Below are 21,498 nucleotides of genomic sequence, written 5' to 3' on the forward strand. Positions count from 1 at the left end.
AGGTTTGAATGACTCTGGGGCAGATCGAGTTGAGCGCAATTGTCAGTTTCCCATTGCGGGAACCAGGAAGAAAGCTATAGAGCCGTCCTTCTAACCAAACAACCAGTGCGCGACGGACCCGCATCGGGTTGTTTGCTCTTAACGGACGGATGCGAATGCTGCGGCGAATGCTGCTGGGGTCGATCGGCGCGTTGGTGGTGTGCGGAACGACCGTGGCCGCCCCGCCGGGACTGCAACCGAACCCCCACTCCGAGGGGCGCGAACTGGACCCGGTCACGCGGGAGTATTACCTCCCGTCACAGCCCGTGGGTGCGAACGAAGACGCCCCGGAACGCGGCCCGATCACCCTTGATGACCGTGGCTCATTGTGGGCGCTCCTGCTTAACGTGCACGAAGCAATCATCAACGAGTTCACCATGCCGCTCGGTACGGTCACCATGCCGACCACGGAACACAGCACGCACAACTGATTACGGATCAAACACGATCGGCCCGGGTACCTCGCGTGATGAGGTGCCCGGGCCGATTGTGTTTGCCGTCTGCACCACGTTTATTCGAGCGTCTTCGGTATCGGGAACGCGGCGCTCTTCGGGTCGCGAACGTTCAGCCACTTCGAGAAGATGCGTGCGAGCGCCTGCGGGGTCGTTGGTTCGGTGCGCACGCCCCCGCGAATCCCGGGGCCGTACACCAACAGCGGCACGTGTGTGTCGTAGCTGAATGGGGCGCCGTGTGTTGTGCCCGTTTCGTTCGGCTTGCTGGCGGGCAAGTGGTGCGGGTCCAGCACCACGAACACGTCCCCGCTGCGGGACGGGTAAACCGACCGCTTCACCCGGTTCGCCATCGCGTCCGATTCCGGGAACGCCCCCGCGAGTTCGGTCCGCGTGAAGGCCCGCGCTACGTGGCCGTCCTTGAGTTCGCGGAGGTACTTCGCGGCCTCTTCTGCAATTGCTGCCTGTGGCTGACCGCTCGCCGTGACCAACCGCGGGTTCAGGTACACCCACGGGAAGACGAACTCTTCGACCCACCGCGCGGGTTTCCCGTCCGCCGGCTTGGGTGTCGGGAATTTGGTTGTGAGGTGCGCTTCCAGGCGCGTTCTGAGGTCCGCGAGATTCACCCGACCGCGGGGCGGGTTCGAGCCGAACGTTATTTCCGGCAACGGGCAGACCCCGTGGTCCGCGGTCATGCCGAGCAGGTACCGATCCTTCCCGACGTTCGTGTCGAGAAAGGCCAACAGATCGGCCATGAGCGCGTCCGAGCGGAGCGTGACGTCCATTACCTCGTGCGAATCCGGCCCCCATGTGTGCCCGATCAGGTCGTTCGACGAGAAGCTGACGACGAGGAGGTCGGGCGCATCGTCAGCGCCCAGGCGCTCGGCCGTGATGCACGTCTTCGTGAATTCCAGAAGCAAATCGTTACCGAACGGCGAGTTCGCGAGCGCCTCGTAGTAGTTCTTCCCGAGGGCCGGCTTCCCTCCCGTGGTCGGGTGCGGGAACGTACCCCGCTGTCCGACCCCAACGCCCTCGCCGCGCACATCATCCGATTGCCCGCTCCACCGGGTGTAATCCACGTCCGGGCGGAAGTAGGTCCAGTCGCGTCCGAACCACCGGTCCGCGAACTTCGACTGGTTGAACGTCTCGACCCACGGGTGAACGCGCTCGGTGTAGTACGTCGAGGTACCGAACGTGCCGTAGAACCAGTAGGCACCGTCCGGGTGCTTTCCGGTCGGCAGGATTGCGGAACGGTCCTTGAGAGAGAGGCCGAACACCTTCGACTTCGCGCCGTGGACCTCTTTCAGCACGTCCGCCACCGTTTCACTCTGGAGGCGCTCCGGGGAACCGATCATCGGCACTTTAGCCGCGGGCTTGTCCTTGGCGTCTTTGGGGTTTGGTTCGACGGGGAACACGGGCGCTGGCGGGACCAACTTGTACCGCGGTGAGCCGGCGCAGTACGCCTCTTGGCCGCCCTCGGCCCAACTGTTATTCACAATGCCGTGCGCGTCCGGGCACGCTCCCGTGAGCATCGAAGCGTGGCCCGGGCCGGTGGTGGTGGTCCCGTAGAGGTAGTGGCAGTGGGTGAACCAGGCGCCGTCGCGCTGGAGTCGCGCGAACCCGTTCGGGCCGAACAGCGCGCGCCAGCGCTCTGGGAAGTCCCCGCGCATCTGGTCGAAGATGACGAGGACCGCGAGCTTCACCTTGCGTTCCGGAACCGGGGCCGGCTCTACGGGGCGCGGCGCAACGAACAGGCCGGCACCGATCGCCACGGCGAACAGCGCGGCGAGCGAGCCGAGTGCGGGAAAGGGACGCATGGGTGCCGACCCGGGTGAAAAGTGGGGAGCGCGTGCGGGAGTTGTACAACGCGCGCGGGGTCGGCTCAATGTAATTGCGGATGTGTGAAAGAATCTTCACACGAATCGATTTATTCTGGATCGGTGAGATCGTTGGTCCGTTCGCCTTCCGGGAGCGCGAGCTTGCGGGCGTACTGCTCGATGGCACGTTCCTGATCGAGCGTTTCTACGGAGCCGGGGCGGAGGTCGCGCAGTTTGATGAGAGCTGCGCGTGCTGAGAGGCCCGACGCGACGAGGTACGCGGCGAGCACAGTTCCGGTGCGTCCCAACCCTGCGGCACAGTGGATGGCCACGCCCATACCCGATCCGTTCGCCCGGCGGATGGTCGCGATGACGTGATCGAGCTGGCGCTCGGTGGGGGCTTCCATGTCCGGCACTGGAACGGACACGGCCATCACGCCCGCGTCGTTCACCCAGTTCCGCGGGAGCGGGCTTTCGGTGAGCGACACGAGCACGTCGATGCCGTTGCGCCGGAGCCAGCGGAGGTCTTCCGCCGATTGCGGTCGCGCGAGCGCGGCAAGACGCGGACGTTCGACCCAGGAAAATCCCTGCGGCGGCATCGCGCACCAGAATGGGGTATCGGGCTCGAGCGGGAATCGCACAAGTACTCGACCTGACACACGATACACGATCTCCGATCGATCGGCACACTCGATTCCGATTTCCCCACACGAACGGAGAACGTCACGTCCGTTGATTCGAGCCGTCCAGATGATTCGGCGAACCGCGCGTATGAACGAACGAGGTTAATTCTGCTGCTCACGTCCAGCGCATTGCGGGGGATTCGTGCCGCAGAAGGGCGCACTCGGTTCGAGCACGACTGCGTCTTGGCGTCACAGCAGAAGCTACAGGCGCGGAGTATTAAGAATGGGAAGTAGTTTTCCGCCCGGGAGTTGTGCATCTTTTTTGCGCCTCGGGGCAAGCGCCCCGATGGGCACCTTGTGGTGCTCGTGCGAGCTATAATGCGCAGGTCGGCATGCTCGTCTTGCCCGGCGCGTGGGGGGGGGCTATCAGTAGCTTTACCGGCCCGCGATAGCCCCGCTCTGTGCCTCGCGCGCACCTCCGGAGTTTCTGATGTTCAGCGAGAACGGCGAGTACCTCGAAGAGCAATTCCGCCGCTGGCAACAAGATCCCAACTCCGTCGAACCGACCTGGCAGGGTTTCTTTGCGGGGATGCGGTTCGCCGGGACACTCCCCGGCGCCGCCGCAAGTCCCGGAGGGGCAGCGAGTTCCGCGGACCTGCGCGTCCAAACCGGAGTGGTGCGGCTCGTGTTCTGGTACCGGCAAGCCGGGCACCTTCAGGCCGACATCGACCCGCTCGCGACTCAACCACCTCCCCCGTGCCAACTCCTCCAACTCGAAAACTTCGGCCTTTCGGACAGCGACCTCGACCGCGTCGTTGACGGGAGCATGTACTTCGGACTGAACGGCCCAGTGAAGCTGGGCGACCTGATTGATACGCTGCGGGCCACGTACTGTGGCACCACCGGCATCGAGTTCATGCACATCGAGTCGCAGGACATGCGCCGATGGATCGCGTCGCGTGTCGAGCCGACCTGCAACCGGCCGATGCTCAAATTGCGGCAGAAGTACCGTATTCTCAATACCTTGCACGAAGCCGAGCTGTTCGAGAAGTTCCTGCACACCAAGTACGTCGGTCAGAAACGGTTCTCGCTCGAAGGTGGCGAAACGCTCATCCCGGTTCTGGACGCGATCACCGAGAAAGGCCCGTCGGTCGGCGTTAAAGAAATCGTCATCGGGATGGCCCACCGCGGCCGGCTGAACGTTCTCGCGAACACGCTCCACAAGCCCTTCTCTGAAATCTTCAACGAGTTCGAGGACAACTACCTCCCGCTGTCCACGCACGACGGCGACGGGGACGTGAAGTACCACCTCGGGTTCTCGGCGGACATCGAAACCGCCGACGGTGGGAAGGTTCACATGTCTGTGGCGCCCAACCCCAGCCACCTGGAGATCGTTGGGCCGGTGGTCGAGGGCCGGGTTCGTGCCAAACAGCGACAGCACGGCGATAAAGAGCGCGTCACCGGCGTACCGGTGCTCATCCACGGCGACGCGGCGTTCGCGGGCCAGGGCGTCATCATGGAGACGTTCAACCTGATGAACCTCGCGGGGTATCGCACCGGCGGGACCATTCATATCGTGGTAAACAACCAGATCGGGTTCACCACGAACCCGCGCGACTCCCGCAGCACGCAATACTGCACCGACATCGCGAAGTTCGTTCAGGCGCCGATCTTCCACGTCAACGCGGAAGACCCGGAGGCGTGCGTGGCGGCGGCGGAACTCGCGCTGGAGTTCCGCCAACAGTTCAAGCGAGACGTGGTCATCGACCTGGTGTGCTACCGCCGGTGGGGGCACAACGAGGGCGACAACCCGGGCTACACGCAGCCCCTCCAGGCCAAGGTGATCGCCAAGAAGCCGCCGCTCTCCACCGTCTACGCCGCCCAACTCGCCGGGCGCCCCGACGACCCGAGTGTGACACCCGACGTCGTCGCGGACCTTGTTCGCGAGTTCGACGACAAGCTCGCCGAAGCGATGCGCGAGGCCGAAACGGTCGCCGCCGCGTACCGCAACGAGTTGGAAGCGGCGCACAAGCAAGTCAAGGAGATGGTGAAGAAGGGCCAGACCAAAAAGCGCGGGATGGAGGGCTTCTCCGGGCGCTGGAAGGACTTCACCAATCGGTACTCGCACGAACCCATTGCGACCGGATTGAGTGACGCGGTTCTGGACCGCATCGGAACCGCGCTGGGCACGTTCCCGGAGGGGTTCACGGTTCACCCGAACCTACTCAAGACGCTCCAGACGCGCGGGGAGAACATCAAGAAGCGCGGGTCCGTGGATTGGGGCACTGGCGAGGCGCTCGCGTTCGGCTCACTGGTGCTCGAAGGTACCCCGGTGCGACTCAGCGGCCAGGACAGCCGGCGCGGGACGTTTACGCAGCGGCACTCGGTCGTGGTCGATTACGAAACCGGCGCGGAGCACTACCCGCTGGCGAACCTCGACCCGAAGCAGGCCCCGTTCGACGTGATCGACAGTTCGCTCTCCGAAGCGGCCGTGATGGGGTTCGATTTCGGGTACTCGCTCGATGCTCCGGAATCGCTGGTTTTGTGGGAGGCGCAGTTCGGTGACTTCGCCAACGGCGCGCAGGTCATCATCGACCAGTTCATCACGTCGTGCGAATCGAAGTGGAACCGGTCCAGCGGCATCGTGCTCCTGCTCCCGCACGCTTACGAGGGCCAGGGGCCGGAGCACTCTTCCGCGCGGCTCGAACGGTTCCTCCAGATGTGCGCGGAAGATAACATCCAGGTCGCGTACCCGACCACGCCGTCACAATACTTCCACCTCCTGCGCCGGCAGATGAAGCGGAAGTTCCGCAAGCCGCTCGTGGTGATGACGCCGAAGAGCCTGTTGCGGCTCCCGGCCGCGGTGTCGCCGGTGAGCGAGTTTGTGACCGGGCAGCACTTCCGCGAAGTGCTCGACGACAAATCCAACCCGGACCAGGTGACGCGCGTGCTGGTGTGCTCCGGGAAGGTGTACTACGACCTCGCGAAGAAGCGCGAGGAACTCGGCACGCAAGCGGTTGCGATCCTGCGGATCGAGCAACTGTACCCGTGGCCCGAACAACAGCTTTCCGCCGCGCTCGGCCGCTACCGCCGTGCCCGCGAGTTCGTGTGGGTGCAGGAAGAGCCGCAAAACATGGGCGGGTGGACGTTCGTGGAGCCGCGCCTGCGGGCCATGAACTTCCCCTTCGAGTACGTCGGTCGCGACGCCGGTGCCAGCCCCGCGACCGGGTCGCACCACGTTCACGAGCGCGAACAGAAGTTGCTCGTGGACGGCGCGTTCGCGCCGACGCCGTCGGGTCCGATCGGACCGGGGTGGATCGGCTGGAACGCGGTCGAGTCCAACGGCACACACGGCGCGCACACGGACGCGGCCAAGGCATAACGGAGAGAAGAACCTAACCCCCCGGCCCCCTTCCCTAAGAAGGAAGGGGGAGAAAGAGCCGAGGTGCCTTTCTCCCCCTTCCTTCTTAGGGAAGGGGGCCGGGGGAGTTAGGTGGTATCGTTTTCGTACCGGGGATGGTCATGGCGATCGAACAAGTGACGGTGCCGAAGGCCGGTGAATCCATCACCGAGGCCACACTGAACCGCTGGTTCGTGGCGAACGGCGCTTTCGTGAAGGCGGACGCACCGCTCTTCGAGATGGGCACCGATAAGGCTTCGCAAGAAGTCGTCGCCCCGGCTTCGGGTGTGGTGAAGCACCTCGTCAAAGAGGGCGATACGGTCGCCATCGGTGCCACCGTCGCACAAATCGACACCGACGCGAAGGCCCCGGCGCCCGCGGCTCAAGCGAGTGCTCCGAAACAACAAATCGCAGAAGCCCCCAGCGCGCCGAAGCAAGAGGCGATTCCGTCACCGGCCGCGGCCCGCGTGCTGGCTGAGGCGGGCGTGAAGCCGGGCGACGTGGCCGGAACCGGTCCCGGCGGGCGCATCTTGAAGGAAGACGCGGTCGCGGCTGCGTCGGCACCCAAGGCGTCGCCCGCTGTGAACGGCGAGGCGAAGAAGCCCGCGGCCGAAGCGCCCGCCCGTGTGCCGAGCCAGTCGGGGGCACGCACCACACGCGAGCCGGTGTCGAAGATCCGCAAGACGATCGCGACGCGGCTCCTCGACAGCCAGAACACCACCGCGACGCTGACGACGTTCAACGAAGCGGACATGACCGCGATTCAGGACTTGCGCGCGAAGTACAACGAGAAATTCGAGAAGAAACACGGAACGAAGATCGGCTTTATGTCGGTGTTCGTGAAGGCCGCGATCGAGGCGCTGAAGGCGTTCCCGCTCGTGAACGCCCGCCTCGACGGGAACGACATCGTCCACCAGCACTTCTACGACATCGGCGTCGCGGTCAGCACGGAGAAGGGGCTGATGGTGCCGGTGATTCGCGGTGCGGATCAGCTCGGCTTCGCCGACATCGAGAAGGCCATCGCCGCGGTCGCCAAGCGTGCCCGCGACGGGAAGGTGACGGTGCCCGAACTGGAGGGCGGTACGTTCACCATCACCAACGGCGGGATCTTCGGCTCGATGCTCAGCACGCCGATCCTGAACCCACCGCAGTGCGCGATCCTCGGCATGCACAGCATTCAAAAGCGCCCGGTCGTGGTCAACGACCAGATCGTGATCCGGCCGATGATGTATCTCGCGCTCAGCTACGACCACCGGTTGATCGACGGCCGCGAGGCCGTACAGTTTCTCGTGCGCATCAAGGAGTGCGTGGAGAACCCGGAACGCATCCTGTTTGAAATCTGATGTTCACCGCCGAGGGCACGAGAGGGCGCAGAGAAAAGAACCGCGTAATCCAACCCGGTCTTCTCTCTGCGCCCTCTCGTGCCCTCGGCGGTGAGTCCTTCTTGGAGACAACATGGCGGACAGTTACGACCTCGTGGTGATCGGCGGCGGACCGGGCGGGTACACGGCGGCGATTCGCGCGGCGCAACTCGGATTGAAGGTGGCGTGCGTCGAGAAGCGCGCGAACAAGGCGCTCGGCGGCGTGTGCCTCAACGTCGGGTGCATCCCGAGCAAGGCGCTGCTCGATTCGTCCGAGATGTACGAAGTCACGACGCACAAACTCGCGCGCCACGGCATCAAGGTCGGGAGCGTCGCGCTCGACCTCGACACCATGCTCAAGCGCAAGGACAAGGTCGTCAGCGAACTCACCGGCGGCGTCGGGTTCCTGTTCAAGAAGTACGGTGTGACGCCGGTATTCGGCTCCGCCAAACTGCTCGCGGGGAAGAAGGTCGAGGTGACCGCCGCGGACGGCGCGAAGAGCGTGCTGGAAGCGAAGAACGTGCTGCTCGCGACCGGCAGCGAGAGCACCGAACTGCCGTTCATGAAGTTCGACGGGAAGTACATTGTTAGCTCGACCGAAGCGCTCAACTTCAATCCGGTACCTAAACACCTCATTGTCGTGGGCGGCGGGTACATCGGTCTGGAACTGAGTTCCGTTTGGAAGCGGCTCGGTGCGAAGGTGACGGTGATCGAGTTCCTCCCGCGCATCCTGGCGATCAGCGACGGCGAAGTTGCCAACGAAGTTCACAAGCTGCTCGTGAAGCAGGGGTTCGAGTTCCACCTCGATACGAAGGTGACCGGCGCCACGGTGAAGGGCGATTCAGTTACCGTGACCGCCCAGACGAAGGACGGCAAGGAACTGAGTATCCAGGGCGACCGCGTGCTCGTGGCGGTGGGGCGCCGGCCGTACACCACGGGACTTGGGCTGGACGACGTCGGGGTGAAGTACGACCCGAAGAGCGGTCGTGTCGAGGTGGACGGGCATTTCCAGACTTCGGTGCCCGGCATCTTCGCGATCGGTGACCTGATCGCTGGCCCGATGCTCGCACACAAGGCGAGCGAAGAGGGCGTCGTGTTCGCGGAGACACTCGCGGGCATGAAACCGCACGTCAACTACGACGCGATCCCGAGCGTCATCTACATTTGGCCCGAGGTCGCGAGCGTCGGGTTGACCGAAGAGCAGTTGAAGGAGAAGGGGATCGAGTACCGCACGGGCAAGTTCAAGTTCAGCGCCACCGGGCGCGCGAAGGCGATGGACGAACAGGACGGTTTCGTGAAAGTGCTCGCCGACGCGAAGACCGATCGCGTGCTGGGCGTTCACATTCTCGGCCCGCGCGCGTCCGATTTGATCGCCGAGTGCGTGACGATCATGGAGTATAAGGGTAGCGCCGAGGACATCGCTCGTTGCACTCACGCACACCCGACACTGAGCGAGGCCGTCGGCGAAGCCGCTCGCATGGCATGGGCCGGGAAGCCACTGAACTCGTGAGTGAGGGCGGATCGGTGACGGAGGACGAGTGGCTCACGTTGAACGCGGGCTTGATGCTCAACTACGTCGAGCAGAACTGTAATCCGTCACCGCGCAAGTTACGTTTACTCGCTACGGTTTACGCTCGGTTTCTCGAAACGCAGCCGGAATACGCCGATTCCAAACACGTCGCCCATTTAGGCGATGAAATTGTGGACGGTGGTCGAACATTAGAAGAGTTATGGGACCAGTCGATAAGAGGTTGGGGGTACGACGGTGACTGGGCAATTGCCAACCTTGTGCTGACAGACGGTCGCATCGGAAATACGATCCGAATGCACCTCGCCGGAATCAAAAAGAGCACCCCTGATTCCGTTACGCGGGGAATAGAAGTGCAGCAGCATTGCGCTGTACTTCGCCCGTACATACTCTGCATTCTCGACAACCCGTTTCGCCCGGTTGCGTTCGATCCCGCGTGGCGCACTTCGGATGTCGTTGCCTTGGCGCAGGGGATTTACGCCGATCGCGCGTTCGACCGGATGCCGATTTTGGCCGACGCACTCCAGGAAGCAGGTTGTGACAATACCGATGTGCTGACCCACTGCCGCGCGGATACCGTTCACGCACGCGGGTGTTGGGTAGTGGATGGCGTTCTGGGTAAGGCGTAGCTCATGAGTTTTTTGATGCGCGCTTTTCGTACTTTCATCACCGTGGTGTGACGCGCCAATTTCTGTTCCCTGTCTGCCTTCGGATTTTGTGTTTTGCGTTTCGGATTTGATCTCCCATGCACACCATCCGCCTCGGCCCACCGTGGGACGTCGCCTCGACCCCGAGCGGCACGCGGCACACGCGGAAGTTCGGGCGCCCGCGCACCCTGGATGCCAACGAGCGCGTCTGGCTCGTGTGCGCCCAGGTTCCCGGCGCTGTCGAGGTCCGCGTCAACGGGACCGCCGTCGCAACGCCCGATCCATTCGCGGTTGACATCACTTCTTTGCTCCTGCCCCGAAACGAAGTCGCGTTCACGGTCGCTTCCGAAGCGCCGATCGGTGCTGTAGTGTTGGAAATCCGGTCCGCGTGACCGGGTTTGTGGCGGTTTCGGACACCAAATGTCGCAGTTTTCGCGCAGGCGCGCAATTTGGGGACGCAATTCGTCCTTCGGGGAAGTTGACAAATCGAAATGTGAACTAGAGTGGTTTGCGCGAACACATCGGCCGTTCCGACGCCCACTCGGTCCGAGATCGCGATTCGATCCGACGTGTGGGTGCGGTGGTCCCGCTCGGACCAGTCATTATCACACGCGACCGAACCGACTCCCGAGGGAGAGTCAATGGTGGCCAGTTGCCCCCGGTGCCGAGTCGCTGCTCTCAACCGCGCGCGGGTGTGCGTGCGGTGCGGTGCGCCGCTGTTCAGCGCACCGATAGATCTGGAGGCCCCGCTGCCGGCCCCGATGACCGAACCAGTAATGGTGCTCGATATTCTCGATTGCGAGCCGCTCCCGCCCACGCCGGCTCTGGCCAAACCGTTCGACGATTCGGCCGCCCTTCCGAATCGTCCCCGAACCGTGCCGCACGAAACGGCCCGCGACCGCGTCGCCGGTGCCACGCTGCCGGCTCACCCCGGACTCCCGGATCATCCGATGAACGAACTCGATGAAGCCCCGGTTCACGTCACGATCCCCGCGACCGACCGCGCCGACCACGCGCCCGGCGGACCCGTGACCCCGACCGTGAAACCCAAACTGGTGGTCCTGCGCGGGATGAAGATCGGGGCCGAGTACCCGCTGTACGACGGCCGGAACGTCGTCGGTCGGTTCGCCGACAAGCCCGTGGACATCGACCTCGTGAGCCAGGAGTCGGTCGAACAGATCTGGTGCTCGCGCCAGCACGCGGTGCTGATGTTCGAGAAGGGGAGCGTGTTCCTCGAAGACCTGAACAGCCTCAACGGGACGTGGCTCAACGGGGTCCGCGTTCACGCCGGGCAGCCGCGCCAGGTGAAGGCCGGCGACGTGGTGCAGATCGGCACCGTTCAGTTGAAGCTCGCCATTGGGTGAGGCCGAGCCGGCGCTACTCGGACGCGCCGGCCCCGAGTTTCGTCGCGAGCCAGACCCCGAGTAACCCCGCCGCGACCGAACCGAACACGTAGACCGCGGCGGTTCCCGGGCGCTCCGCCCTCATTAGTTGCAGCGCTTCCAGGCTGAACGTCGAGAACGTGGTGAACCCGCCACAAAAGCCGGTGCCGAGCAGCAGGTACCAACTCTTTCGCGACTCGTCCGGGTGATTTAGGAACGCGGACGCGACAAATCCCAGAATAATCGAACCCGACACGTTGATGGCGAACGTCGCCCACGGGAACGTAATTTCCCCCGGGGGCACATAAGCCGCCACCAACTTGCCGAACCAGTAGCGGGCGTTTGCCCCGACCGCACCTCCAACCGCGATCAACGTAGCCGGGTGTAGCGCGAACGCGAAGAACCGGTCGAGCATTGAGAACCGTGCGTAAGTGGTCGTGAATCACGCGGGCACTGTGAAGCGATAATGGCTACTTCGCGCTACTGGTGAGCGGCACGTTCTTCAGCACGAACGGCACTTCCACCGATTTCGCGTAGTGGCCCCAAAACACGAGCTTCGCGGGCGCAGGAGAACCGTCCTTTGTCATGGGCAATTCGAGCTGCATCGTCAACACGACGCGCTGTCCGCGTCCGGCGAATTCGTTGGTAGCTTTCGCCAGGGACGCATCAAACGCTTTGCCCTCGGTGTCGGTAACTCGCAGGCCGTGAACAGTTTGGTTCCCACTCGCCCCGGGCTTCACGTCCGGGAGTTCGTCACTCGTGCGGACCGGGTCCACACGCAGCGGATCGTAGGTCAACTTCACGTCCACAAACTGTTTGCCTTTCGGGTCGGCACGGAGTGAAGCCGTGACTTCGCTACCGCCGAGGCCGGTCACTGTCGTCGCGTCCGAATTGAGTGGGATCGTCACGAGCGGTTCGGGGGCGGACCGTACCAGACCGTACACGGCCCCGACGAGTTCACTCGCGGTCGTTGCCTGGGTCTTCAGTTTGATGACCGCCTGACGTGAGTTGGGAGCGAAGTTCGGTCCGACATCGATCGGATTCGTGGCGTTGAGATTCACGAGAGTTACGGTGCCGTCCGCGTTGCGAACGACGGCGACGCCACCGTCCTTGAAGCGCTGAACTTGCGGCCGCGCGAGCGCCCGTGTGAAGTCGGGGAGGATTTTCTGGCCCTCGGTGTCGGTCGCCTTCGTCACCTTTGCGTCGGCCGTGGATTGCCACACGAGCTTCGGTTCGGGCCACACTTGGAGCACGGCCGTTGCGACCATTTTCGGGGCCGCGATTTTTGGCACCTCGAGCGCTTCGATCAGCACCGCACCGTGAACGGACGCGGGCCGCTTCTTGCCGTCGCGGGCTTCCAGTATCACCGCCTTATTCGGGTTCGTCGCGAGGCGTAGTGCAACCCCGTCTCCCTTCTTCTTGTCGACGCGCGCGGTGTACGGAGCGGTTCCCGGGGCAAAGAACCCGCCCGCACCGGCGACCTGAAGTTCTGCCGCGTCGCACACGCGCAGTACCGCGGTCCAGAACGGCACCTTACCCGTCGCGACGGTCACCTTTTTTCCCGCGAGTTCGTGGGCCTTTGCGCCACCAAGAACGACCTCGCCCCCAGCTTGCTTCGACAACTCAGCGAGCACCGTGTCGAGTGGCGTGTCCTTTAGGTCCAGGTCCACGAGGGTCGGCGCGAGCGCGCGATCGTTCGCGGCCCGGCGCTCGATCTTCCGCACGAGGTCTTTGGCGCGGTCGGCGATTTCGGCGTTCTCGGACAGGGTCGCGGCGCGGAGGTCGCTCAGCGCGAGTAACCCCAACTCGTCGAGGCGCTTGGTCGCGGCTTCGCGCTCGGCAAAGTCTTCGCTCCCGAGTTTCTCAACGAGGTGGGGAACTTCGCGCGCATTTGGTGGCGGCACCGGTGCGGCAGTGGAGATCGCGACCAGGAACGCGGAGACACACAGGGTAAGCGCGTACCGCATTGACAGTGCCCCAGAGGGGAAGCGGGAGCCGGCCCTCTAGATTACCGGACGCGGAACGCGCGGAGCAAGAGTCGGCGCGTAACAGACCTCACCCGTCAGCGCGTCGCGTTGAATGTGGCCGCACCAAAGTGCTCAAAGGCCGTCTAGAAAGCTAGGATTTCACCGCCTTGGGCGGTCTCCTCAGTAGGTCATCGTCCTTGTTCTTGTCGGGCAAGCCGAACCGCGACATGCGATGGATCATGGCGATGTAGATCCATGCCTCGCTGCTCTTGGTGTTGTGCTCATAATCCTTGGACAGGCGCCGGTACCGGCCGAACCAGCCGAACGTGCGCTCCACGATCCATCGCCACTTGTGGACCTCGAATGTGGTCTGACCGGGGCGCCCGGTGACCACCTCCAGTACCCACCGCGCGTGCCCCTTGATCCACTCGCCCAGGGCGCTCGCCCGGTAGTTCGCGTCGGCCCACACCTTGGCCAACCGGGGCATCGTCTTCCCGACCTTCTCGAACACCTTCACCGCCCCGTCCCAGTCGGTCGGGGCCGCGGGAAGAACGACCAAACCCCAGATCAGCCCGAGCGTGTCCACGAGCACGTGGCGCTTGCGCCCGGACACCTTCTTGCCCGCGTCGTACCCCTTCGGGCCGCCGGCCTCGGTCGTCTTCACCGACTGGCTGTCGATGATCCCGGCACTCGGAGTTGGTTCCCTTCCGCCGCACACCCGGATCTCGGACCGCAGGGCGTTATGTACCTGCTCCCACACCCCCGCATCGCGCCACGTGTAGAAGTAGTAGCTGACCGTCTTCCACGGCGGGAAGTCGTGCGGCAGCATGCGCCACGTACACCCGCCCCGGGCCAGGTACAGGGCCGCGTTCACCACCTCACGTACCGGGTACGTGCGCGGACGACCGGTCTTCCCATTACCCTGCGGGAACAGGTGCCCGATGTTGTCCCACTGAAGGTCCGTCAGGTCGCTCGGGTAGCGCTCGCGAGTGCTCATACCCGAATGGTAACGACCACCCCAAACGGCTCCCGGGACCGCTTTCTAGACGGCCTTTCACGAAACAGCTCTTGAGACAAAAATGCGGCCCGGACACGCGACAGCGCATCAATACCGACCTCACCGGTGGGTAAATTCCACCGACTTAGTGCCGGGTGGCGTGCGAGCCTCTCTCCGGCTCGTTCGACCAACTTCTCGTCTTTCAACCGCCGACCACACGCGCGCTGCACCAGGAGGCATACGAAATTGATGTCCGCTGCGTCGCTCGACTCGATCGCCTTTTCACTAACCCGGCGGACGGTCGCTTCCGGTAGCGCGGTAACGAACTCGTCCACGGCCAGTGGCAACAGCGTCCACGCGACGGTGGCATTCACGGCACCTTGCTCCGCAACCGGCCACTGCGCGACGTTGCCCGCCAACGGCATGAGGTGAGTCGCCGCACACTCCGCGAATTCTGCCTTCCGGTCCGCGAGTAGGAGTAACTGCCCCAGCGCGAGTGCCGCCGAGAGCCGATCCGCGTTCGAGCCAGCGGCGCGGACTTGTGCGCGGAAGTATTCGAGGCCCTCGTCCATCATCTCCAGGCTAACAAACGCTTCGGCGATGAACCGGTGACGTGCGGTGATCGCGTCCGCGTCGCCCGCTATTGGGAGTTCCGGCCCAAGTGGAACTCTCACAGGAGTGAGCCGTCGTGCTGCGGGCGGGTTGAACCGCTTCCGTGCTTCGCGTGCGGCGGCTTCGCGGCCGGCTTTCTGGAACGCGATGGCGCGGAACGCCCCAGTCGGCAGATTCGTCCGCGCTCAAACCGGCCGCGGCGTCATCAAATCGCTTGAGAGCTGCACCGAGGCGCCCGGCACGCAATTCGACGTGCCCGATTTGCGCGTGTTCCGCTCCTTTAACTGGGAGCCAGTCAATTTTCCCCGTTTCGGGATCGATGAGCGCAGCGGGGTCGCCGGGTGGCATTCCGCTTCGATCGAGAGTCACGAGTCGATAAGGTGGTTCAACTGTCAGCCAGACCGAGAGTCGCGATTCGCTCGGTGCCCAGTGCGGGAAGGTAGCTCGCAATCCGGAAACGAGTACCTTCTCATTCGCACCGTCCGCGTCCGCTGTGCGGAGTGCAGTGCGGGCGTGCATGTTGGGGGCGAACAGCGTCGTCCAATGTAAGCCCTGGGTGTACGGCGGGAGTTCGGTCGTTACATAGGCGATGCGGGTACCGGCCGTGTTCCAACCTGAAAATGCTGTGACCCGTGTCTCCGTTAAGTCTTTCTGCCACCCCGCTGCCGTCACCAACCCGAGCCGCGAGTCGTCGAGGACTCCGATACGGGTGCCGTCCGGGTGCCACCGAAACGCGACTGGTGGAAGGAGTTGGAACGGGTTCCGTTCTTCGGGCTTTCGCGAGGAGCGGAACCACACGTCCGTTGTCCGCTTTGTGGTATCGCACACGCGGAGTTCAACCCCATCGGTGAAAGCCAATTTCTTACCATCGGGCGCCCACTGGGGTAACTGCTGACGCAAGTGCTCCAAGTGAGAGTTGGGTGGATCGGAATCCGGTACTCGCCACCAAGCGTTGTCCGCATACGCAACCCACAAGCCACTCTGTCCGCCCGCGCCGCCGAGGAGCGCACACCGGGCAGAAGCCGCGTTTCCGAGTGCAACGTTCTTCGCAATGGGTAGCGGGGAATCTTCAGCGATGTTGGTAGCCAAATCGAACGTGCGCACGCGGTGCCCGTCTCCGACGCGCTCGACAAAATCCAGGTGCTTGTCATCCGCGTGCCAACTGACCGCCAAGCCCGCGGCAACGTAGCCAGGGTGCCCGGCCGCGGCCTCGGATAATTTCTGTGGCGAGCCGTCGACGGTTGGATCGTAGAGCCAACACGTGTACTCGATCGGGATTTCGGGGTGCCGGCGCCCGTCGGCGGGTGCGTCGCCAAGCAATTTGACGGGTTGGTCGGAGAGCCCTCGGGCTACCGTAAAGACCATTCGTTTGCCGCTGGAGTCCCACGCGGGCGGACTCACGGCGATGTCACCCGGAACCGATTCGTAGATGCGCTTGGGCGCGCCAGTCTTCGGGTCGGTGACGAACACGCCGTTCGCCCCGTGCTGGAAGGCGGCACGCCCGTTTGAGTCAAAGGTGATGGTGCGGTCCTCGCGCACACCGGGCTGACAGCCGGTACCAGCGAGAATAAACGCGAATACGATCGCGCGCCGCGCGAGGTGTGAGTGACATGGAGAAGCCCAGAGGTGCGGGGCAAGTGACTTCATCCCTGAAGAGCCGCAGGCAACTTGTTTATTCCCGAAATGAGCGAAACGGATGGGCCGATCCGAATGCCCTATTTCCCCTCCACGAACTTGTGCTGGTTCATGCGTATTGGGAATTCTGTAGCCGAACCCCGTCGCACTGATTGCGAACGCCGGTTCGCTAACCCACGTCGTCCTCCGTTCCCAAGAACTCTTTGAGGGCGGTTCAGAAGCAATTTGTCTTACCTCCACGTTCGCTCGGAGCGATTAATTGTTCCCCGAGTCTGAAATATGTGGCATGCCACATTCGATATTAAAATTGCACAACAACGCACGTGGATAACCACGCAAATTTCTCCGGCCTGCCCCGATGATACTGAGTGAGTGGGTCGCGCCACGCACTTGCAGCCAGCAGTGAGTTGATGCGAGCGATCCTTTCTCCCTTCTGAAGAGAGCGCTGATGAGTTCACTCGACTCACACGACAAAACCGAACTCGTGACCCACGGGAGCCAGTTCCTGGCGTTCCGGCTGGGGGACGAGGAATACGGGGTCGAGATCCTGCGCGTGCAAGAAATTAAGGGGTACTCGCGCATCACCCCGTTGCCCAACACGCCCTCGGAGATGAAGGGCGTGATGAACCTGCGCGGGAGCGTGGTCCCGGTCATCGACCTGCGCATCCGCCTGGGCATGCGCGAGGCCGAGTACACCGTGTTCACGGTCATCATCGTCGTGACCGTGGGCACCAAGATCGTGGGCCTGGTCGTGGACGCCGTGTCCGACGTGCTCAACGTGGAGTCCGACGAGAAGCTCCCGGCCCCGGACCTGGGCGCGGGCGTCGATACCTCGTTCCTCACCGGGATCGCGCGCACCGGCGAGCGCCTCGTCTCACTGCTCAACATCGACAAGCTCATTGGTAACGCCGGCGAGCTTTCACTCTCTGCTTAACACACCGATCACTCTCTCTGCGAAAGACGCCCATGAACTGGTTCCGCAACCGTCAAACGATGACCAAGTTGCTCATCGGATTCTGCACCCTCTCGCTCCTTATGGCCGGCATGGGGTACCTCGCGGTCACGGGTATGGGGACCATGCAGGACAACGCCGAAACGCTGTACGAGAAGCACCTGAAGGGGATGCACGCGATCGATGAAACTAACACCTCGATCGCCCTCGCGGGGCGCAACGTGCGCATGACGATCTTGGCTCAGACCCCCGAGGAGCGCAGGAAGAACGCGGACCAGACGCGCCAGTACTTGCGCGACGTGCGCACCAATCTGGACCTCGCGGAGAAGACGCTCGTTACCGCCGAAGCGAAACAAAAGTTGTCGGAGATCAAGCCCCTCGTGCCCCAGTGGATCGACAGCCTCGGCAGCGCGAACAATCTGGCCGAAGCCGGGCGCGACAAGGAGGCGTTCGAGGTGCTTAAGTCATCGATTGTGGGCGCTAACCAGTTGGTCGCGGGCATGGGCGCGCTGAGAGATGCTAAGTTCAAAGTGAGCCAGCAATCGTTCGAGTCCGGCACAGAAACTTACCGTTCGACCCGGAGCACGATGATCGCGGCTGTTATCGGGGGCATGGTGGGCGGACTGGCACTGGGGTACATGATCGCCCAACTCATCACGAGTCCCATGAACCGGTGTATGACCGTACTCGAGGGCGTTGCGAAGGGCGATCTGACCCAGCGCGCCGAGATCGATACCCAGGACGAACTCGGGCGCATGGCCACGGCCCTGAATACGGCGATCGGATCACTTGTCGCGTCTAAAGAAGCGGAAAAGGCGCAGATCGAAAAGGATCGCCAACGGGTCGAACGCGAGGCCGCAGAGGTCCGGGAGCGCACCGAGCGCGAGGCCGCGGAAGTCCGGGCGCGCACCGAGCAGGAACTGGCCCGGGCCGCCGAGCTTCAACGCAAAATGGGGGCGGTCACGACCTCGGTAACGGCCCTGGCCGCGGGCGACTTCACGCAACAGATCCCGGACCTGGGGACCGACGAAGTGGGCCAGATGGCCTCGGCCCTCAACAAAGCGGTGGTTTCGGTGCGGGCGGCCTTGGAGGGCGTGCGCGAAGTGTCCGAGCAGCTCGCGGATGCTTCGAGTCAACTGTCCGCAGCCAGTGACGAGATTTCGACCGGTGCTCAGGAGCAAGCATCGAGCCTGGAAGAAACAGCCAGCACCCTCGAAGAAATCACCGCCACGGTTCGGCAGAACTCCGACAGCGCTCAGCAAGCCCGGCAATTGGCAAGCAACTCGAAGGACGTGGCCGAGCGCGGGGGGCGCGTGGTGGGTAACGCGGTCGAGGCCATGAGTGAGATCAACGGGGCCTCGAAGAAAATCGCGGACATCATCACGACGATCGACGAGATCGCGTTCCAGACCAACCTGCTGGCACTCAACGCCGCTGTCGAAGCGGCCCGGGCCGGCGAACAGGGCCGCGGGTTCGCCGTCGTCGCGTCTGAAGTGCGCAATCTTGCTCAGCGCTCCGCGACTGCGGCCAAAGAGATTAAGTCGTTGATCGAAGACTCGGTCAAGAAGGTCGACGCGGGTACCGAACTGGTCAACCAGTCGGGCACGACGCTGGGCGAAATCGTGACCTCGGTCAAGCGCGTGACGGACCTGATCACGGAGATCGCGGCGGCGGGCAAGGAGCAGTCCACGGGCATCGAGCAGGTCAACAAGGCCGTCACTCAGATGGATACCGTGACCCAGAAGAACGCTTCCCAGACCGAAGAGATGTCGGCCACCGCCCAAACGCTCACCGACCAAGCCGCACAACTCCGCGACCTCGTCGCACGGTTCAAACTCAGTGAGAGCGGGCGCGCGGTTCCGCGCCTCGCCCCCCGGAGCAAAGCCCCAACGACCAAACCTCGCCCCGCAGTCGCCAAGGCCCTCAAGAACGGGCACTCCAACGGCAACGGGCGCGGACACGAACTGGATCGGCTCGGGAACGGGGACCACGACGGGTTCACCGAGTTCTAACGCGCCACCTCAGAGTAAACGGTTCGGCCGGCGGGAACGGTTCCCACCGGCCGAACCGTTTAGCTGAACACGCCACCCTTCACAGTGCCCGCTCGCTCCACGAGCGGGTCGCGCTCTAAATCGTCAAGAAGGCTACTTATTCTCGAGAGCCTTTTTGAGCACTTCGATTTGTTCTTCGAGTCGAACGATGTGCGCCCGGAGCGCAGTTTGTTCGTCACCGAACTTTTCGAGATCCAGCTCGGGCGCGGATCGCTTGGCGATCTGCTCCAGTAGCTTCGTTCGTTCGGCCAGAAGTTTCGAGAAGCGCGTGCTCAATTCGGTGTCTTCCTTCAGAACCTTTTCGAGCGCGTTCAGGTCTTCCTTCGTGAGTGTGGTGACGTGCGTCTTCGCTTTATCGATGTTCACGACCTGGCCGTCGGCCCGTTCAACGAATTTGCGAAACTCGGTGGCGTCGAGGTCCGGTTTGAAGGGAACGACCGACCCGTCCATCATGCCGGCCATGACGACGTTCTTGAACGGCCCTTCGAGCTTCGGGAACGGCTTCTTCGGATCGTAAGCGATGTCCCCGGGCTTGGTCCACTCACTCGGCGGACCGGCCTCGATCACGCCGATCGTGTTCGACAGCCCGTCCGTGATGCCGGCGAAGGCGATCTTTTCACCCGGCTCGAACGTGGCCCCCGGTCCGGAGAACACGCGGTAGTAGGTTTTAGCCTCGCCTTTCGCCTGACCATCGACGCGGAACAGGTTGGGCATCTGTGCTAGTAGCTTCTTGTTGGCCGCTGAGTCCCACGGTTCGTCTAATTTGAATTCTTTGTAGAGCCTCTCGTGCTCGACAAAGGGCAGGATCGCGACGCGCCAGCTCAGGAGCGGTTTACCGTCCTTGTCCACGATATCCTGCGGCAACGCGCCGTAGGCGGCCTCGTAGTTGTGAATCGCGATCAGGATCTGCTTGAGCGTGTTCGCGCTCTTGGCCCGTTGGACCGCACCGGCGATGCGCGCGTCCGATTTCGGGGCCGGTGGGTCTGTCGCGGCCGGCGCCGCGGCACGGGGCGCGTCCTCGTTTGGTACGGAAACGGGCGTGGGGGCGTTGAAGGCCCACACGCCGGCGGACACGGTGCAAATTACGGCGACGGCCGCAGCGGTCAGTTTGAATGACGAGATCACGGGTTGGGTCGCTCCTCGGGCGAGTGAAAGAACGGAACCGGAAACGAGAGGCGCGACGGCGCGGTCGGTAGCGAACAGCGTCGCGGCTTGGGCGGTGGAGCCGACGAACGTGCCCGACACGACCGGAAGGGCCACGGCCACGAGCGCGCCCCCGCGCCGGGACAGCCGGCGCGCGAGCAGTGCCTTGGCCCGTGACAGTCGACCAGCGATTGTGCCGACCGGTAGCCCGGTGCGGCGCGCGGCTTCCGTGTGGGTCAGCCCCTCAAAGAAGCACAGCAGCACGGGAACGCGGTAGCGCTCCGGCAACCGGTCGACTTCTTCGCAAAGCGGACCCGCGCCGCCTGTGGGCGCGGGAAGACCGTCGGGTGCGGGCACGCGATCGAGTTCCGTGCTCGCCAGCGGGTGTCGAGCGCGCTGTTTCGCGAGCCGAACCGATACCCGCCGGGCGACGCGGTACAGCCACCCGACCACGGTCCCGCGCCCGGTGAACGTGCCCGCCTTGCGCGCGAGCGCGAGGAAGGTCGCCTGGGTCGCGTCCTCGGCCGCGTGCTGGTCCCTCAGCACGGACCGACACACCCGCTGTAACAGCGGAGCGTGACGCCACACCAACAACTCGAACGCGGACTCGTCTCGCGTCGCACTGAACCGGGCGACGAGTTCCGCGTCGCTCGGTCCGGTTGCGGCCGGATCGATGCCCACCGCCCGCAGATAGTTGTTGATTGCAGATCCGCTCATAGGTTCCCCGCCAATCGGCCTCTCACCCCCGAAGAGGCACGCGGCCGACGATCGCATACGCGAGTTGCCGATTTTTTGAAAATTCCGTCCCGGCGGTTCCGCTCCGAAGGGCATTCTCAAGGATTACACTCCGACGAGTGTAAAGGCGACCGGGCCGCATCAGCGGCGACAAACACGA

The 21,498-nt window shown here is 63.6% G+C and carries 17 protein-coding genes; 9 read left to right on the top strand and 8 right to left on the bottom strand.

Going from position 1 to position 21,498, the window contains the following annotated elements; all coding sequences use genetic code 11:
• The first annotated feature begins 155 nt into the window (after positions 1–155).
• Positions 156–470 carry a hypothetical protein gene (locus tag VT84_RS00885; protein WP_052548992.1) on the top strand — a complete coding sequence of 105 codons (315 nt, stop codon included), beginning with the start codon at positions 156–158 and terminating at the stop codon, positions 468–470.
• 80 nt (positions 471–550) lie between these two features.
• Here VT84_RS00885 and VT84_RS00890 read toward each other — a convergent pair whose 3' ends face one another.
• Positions 551–2,305: an alkaline phosphatase family protein gene (locus tag VT84_RS00890; protein WP_082838156.1), complete on the bottom strand. Its 1,755-nt coding sequence runs from the start codon at positions 2,303–2,305 to the stop codon at positions 551–553.
• 110 nt (positions 2,306–2,415) lie between these two features.
• Entirely contained in the window at positions 2,416–2,946 is a 531-nt protein-coding gene (locus VT84_RS00895) for a dual specificity protein phosphatase family protein (protein ID WP_239465636.1), read from the bottom strand.
• Between the two features lie 472 nt (positions 2,947–3,418).
• Here VT84_RS00895 and VT84_RS00900 point away from each other — a divergent pair, with 472 nt between their 5' ends.
• From VT84_RS00900 to VT84_RS00925, 6 genes are all read left to right on the top strand, one after another.
• Entirely contained in the window at positions 3,419–6,310 is a 2,892-nt protein-coding gene (locus tag VT84_RS00900) for a 2-oxoglutarate dehydrogenase E1 component (protein ID WP_082838157.1), read from the top strand.
• Between the two features lie 140 nt (positions 6,311–6,450).
• A complete protein-coding gene (gene odhB / locus VT84_RS00905; protein WP_082838158.1) occupies positions 6,451–7,671 on the top strand; it encodes a 2-oxoglutarate dehydrogenase complex dihydrolipoyllysine-residue succinyltransferase in 1,221 nt (406 codons plus the stop codon).
• A gap of 112 nt (positions 7,672–7,783) precedes the next feature.
• Positions 7,784–9,199: a dihydrolipoyl dehydrogenase gene (gene lpdA / locus VT84_RS00910; RefSeq protein WP_082838159.1), complete on the top strand. Its 1,416-nt coding sequence runs from the start codon at positions 7,784–7,786 to the stop codon at positions 9,197–9,199.
• A gap of 14 nt (positions 9,200–9,213) precedes the next feature.
• The gene (locus tag VT84_RS40400) at positions 9,214–9,846 is read left to right on the top strand and encodes a hypothetical protein (RefSeq protein WP_239465638.1); all 633 of its coding nucleotides are present in this window, start codon (positions 9,214–9,216) and stop codon (positions 9,844–9,846) included.
• A 116-nt stretch (positions 9,847–9,962) separates the two neighbouring features.
• Positions 9,963–10,256, top strand: coding sequence for a hypothetical protein (locus VT84_RS00920; RefSeq protein WP_052548982.1), 294 nt, complete (start codon positions 9,963–9,965; stop codon positions 10,254–10,256).
• A gap of 249 nt (positions 10,257–10,505) precedes the next feature.
• Positions 10,506–11,228, top strand: a complete 723-nt coding sequence (locus VT84_RS00925; protein WP_082838160.1) for an FHA domain-containing protein — start codon at positions 10,506–10,508, stop codon at positions 11,226–11,228.
• Positions 11,229–11,241: 13 nt separating this feature from the next.
• On the opposite strand, the gene crcB is transcribed toward VT84_RS00925, so the two are convergent.
• From crcB to VT84_RS00950, 5 genes are all read right to left on the bottom strand, one after another.
• A complete protein-coding gene (gene crcB, locus VT84_RS00930; RefSeq protein ID WP_052548978.1) occupies positions 11,242–11,661 on the bottom strand; it encodes a fluoride efflux transporter CrcB in 420 nt (139 codons plus the stop codon).
• 55 nt (positions 11,662–11,716) lie between these two features.
• Positions 11,717–13,213: a hypothetical protein gene (locus VT84_RS00935; protein WP_082838161.1), complete on the bottom strand. Its 1,497-nt coding sequence runs from the start codon at positions 13,211–13,213 to the stop codon at positions 11,717–11,719.
• 151 nt (positions 13,214–13,364) lie between these two features.
• Entirely contained in the window at positions 13,365–14,210 is an 846-nt protein-coding gene (locus tag VT84_RS00940; RefSeq protein ID WP_239465478.1) for an IS5 family transposase, read from the bottom strand.
• The gene (locus VT84_RS00945; RefSeq protein WP_157469048.1) at positions 14,207–14,884 is read right to left on the bottom strand and encodes a hypothetical protein; all 678 of its coding nucleotides are present in this window, start codon (positions 14,882–14,884) and stop codon (positions 14,207–14,209) included. Before VT84_RS00945 ends, VT84_RS00940 begins: the two co-directional genes overlap by 4 nt.
• Positions 14,793–16,469: a hypothetical protein gene (locus VT84_RS00950; RefSeq protein WP_082838163.1), complete on the bottom strand. Its 1,677-nt coding sequence runs from the start codon at positions 16,467–16,469 to the stop codon at positions 14,793–14,795. The genes VT84_RS00945 and VT84_RS00950 overlap by 92 nt, the downstream gene beginning before the upstream one ends.
• Positions 16,470–16,905: 436 nt before the next feature.
• On the opposite strand from VT84_RS00950, the gene VT84_RS00955 reads away from it, so the two are divergent.
• On the top strand, positions 16,906–17,391 hold the full coding sequence (locus tag VT84_RS00955; RefSeq protein WP_052548973.1) for a chemotaxis protein CheW: 486 nt from the start codon (positions 16,906–16,908) through the stop codon (positions 17,389–17,391).
• A 32-nt stretch (positions 17,392–17,423) separates the two neighbouring features.
• On the top strand, positions 17,424–19,421 hold the full coding sequence (locus VT84_RS00960; RefSeq protein WP_082838164.1) for a methyl-accepting chemotaxis protein: 1,998 nt from the start codon (positions 17,424–17,426) through the stop codon (positions 19,419–19,421).
• Positions 19,422–19,553: 132 nt separating this feature from the next.
• On the opposite strand, the gene VT84_RS00965 is transcribed toward VT84_RS00960, so the two are convergent.
• Positions 19,554–21,320, bottom strand: coding sequence for a sigma-70 family RNA polymerase sigma factor (locus VT84_RS00965; RefSeq protein ID WP_162271550.1), 1,767 nt, complete (start codon positions 21,318–21,320; stop codon positions 19,554–19,556).
• Positions 21,321–21,498 lie beyond the last annotated feature (178 nt).

Source organism: Gemmata sp. SH-PL17 (assembly GCF_001610855.1).
GTDB lineage: Bacteria > Planctomycetota > Planctomycetia > Gemmatales > Gemmataceae > Gemmata > Gemmata massiliana.

Excerpts from the sequence above, each read along its gene's own strand:
- VT84_RS00885 (WP_052548992.1), top strand. The coding sequence starts at position 156 with ATGCTGCGGCGAATGCTGCTGGGGTCGATCGGCGCGTTGGTGGTGTGC.
- VT84_RS00890 (WP_082838156.1), bottom strand. The coding sequence starts at position 2,305 with ATGCGTCCCTTTCCCGCACTCGGCTCGCTCGCCGCGCTGTTCGCCGTG.
- VT84_RS00925 (WP_082838160.1), top strand. The coding sequence starts at position 10,506 with ATGGTGGCCAGTTGCCCCCGGTGCCGAGTCGCTGCTCTCAACCGCGCG.
- crcB (WP_052548978.1), bottom strand. The coding sequence starts at position 11,661 with ATGCTCGACCGGTTCTTCGCGTTCGCGCTACACCCGGCTACGTTGATC.
- VT84_RS00960 (WP_082838164.1), top strand. The coding sequence starts at position 17,424 with ATGAACTGGTTCCGCAACCGTCAAACGATGACCAAGTTGCTCATCGGA.
- lpdA (WP_082838159.1), top strand. The coding sequence starts at position 7,784 with ATGGCGGACAGTTACGACCTCGTGGTGATCGGCGGCGGACCGGGCGGG.
- odhB (WP_082838158.1), top strand. The coding sequence starts at position 6,451 with ATGGCGATCGAACAAGTGACGGTGCCGAAGGCCGGTGAATCCATCACC.
- VT84_RS00965 (WP_162271550.1), bottom strand. The coding sequence starts at position 21,320 with ATGAGCGGATCTGCAATCAACAACTATCTGCGGGCGGTGGGCATCGAT.
- VT84_RS00920 (WP_052548982.1), top strand. The coding sequence starts at position 9,963 with ATGCACACCATCCGCCTCGGCCCACCGTGGGACGTCGCCTCGACCCCG.
- VT84_RS00950 (WP_082838163.1), bottom strand. The coding sequence starts at position 16,469 with ATGAAGTCACTTGCCCCGCACCTCTGGGCTTCTCCATGTCACTCACAC.
- VT84_RS00900 (WP_082838157.1), top strand. The coding sequence starts at position 3,419 with ATGTTCAGCGAGAACGGCGAGTACCTCGAAGAGCAATTCCGCCGCTGG.
- VT84_RS00935 (WP_082838161.1), bottom strand. The coding sequence starts at position 13,213 with ATGCGGTACGCGCTTACCCTGTGTGTCTCCGCGTTCCTGGTCGCGATC.
- VT84_RS00940 (WP_239465478.1), bottom strand. The coding sequence starts at position 14,210 with ATGAGCACTCGCGAGCGCTACCCGAGCGACCTGACGGACCTTCAGTGG.
- VT84_RS00955 (WP_052548973.1), top strand. The coding sequence starts at position 16,906 with ATGAGTTCACTCGACTCACACGACAAAACCGAACTCGTGACCCACGGG.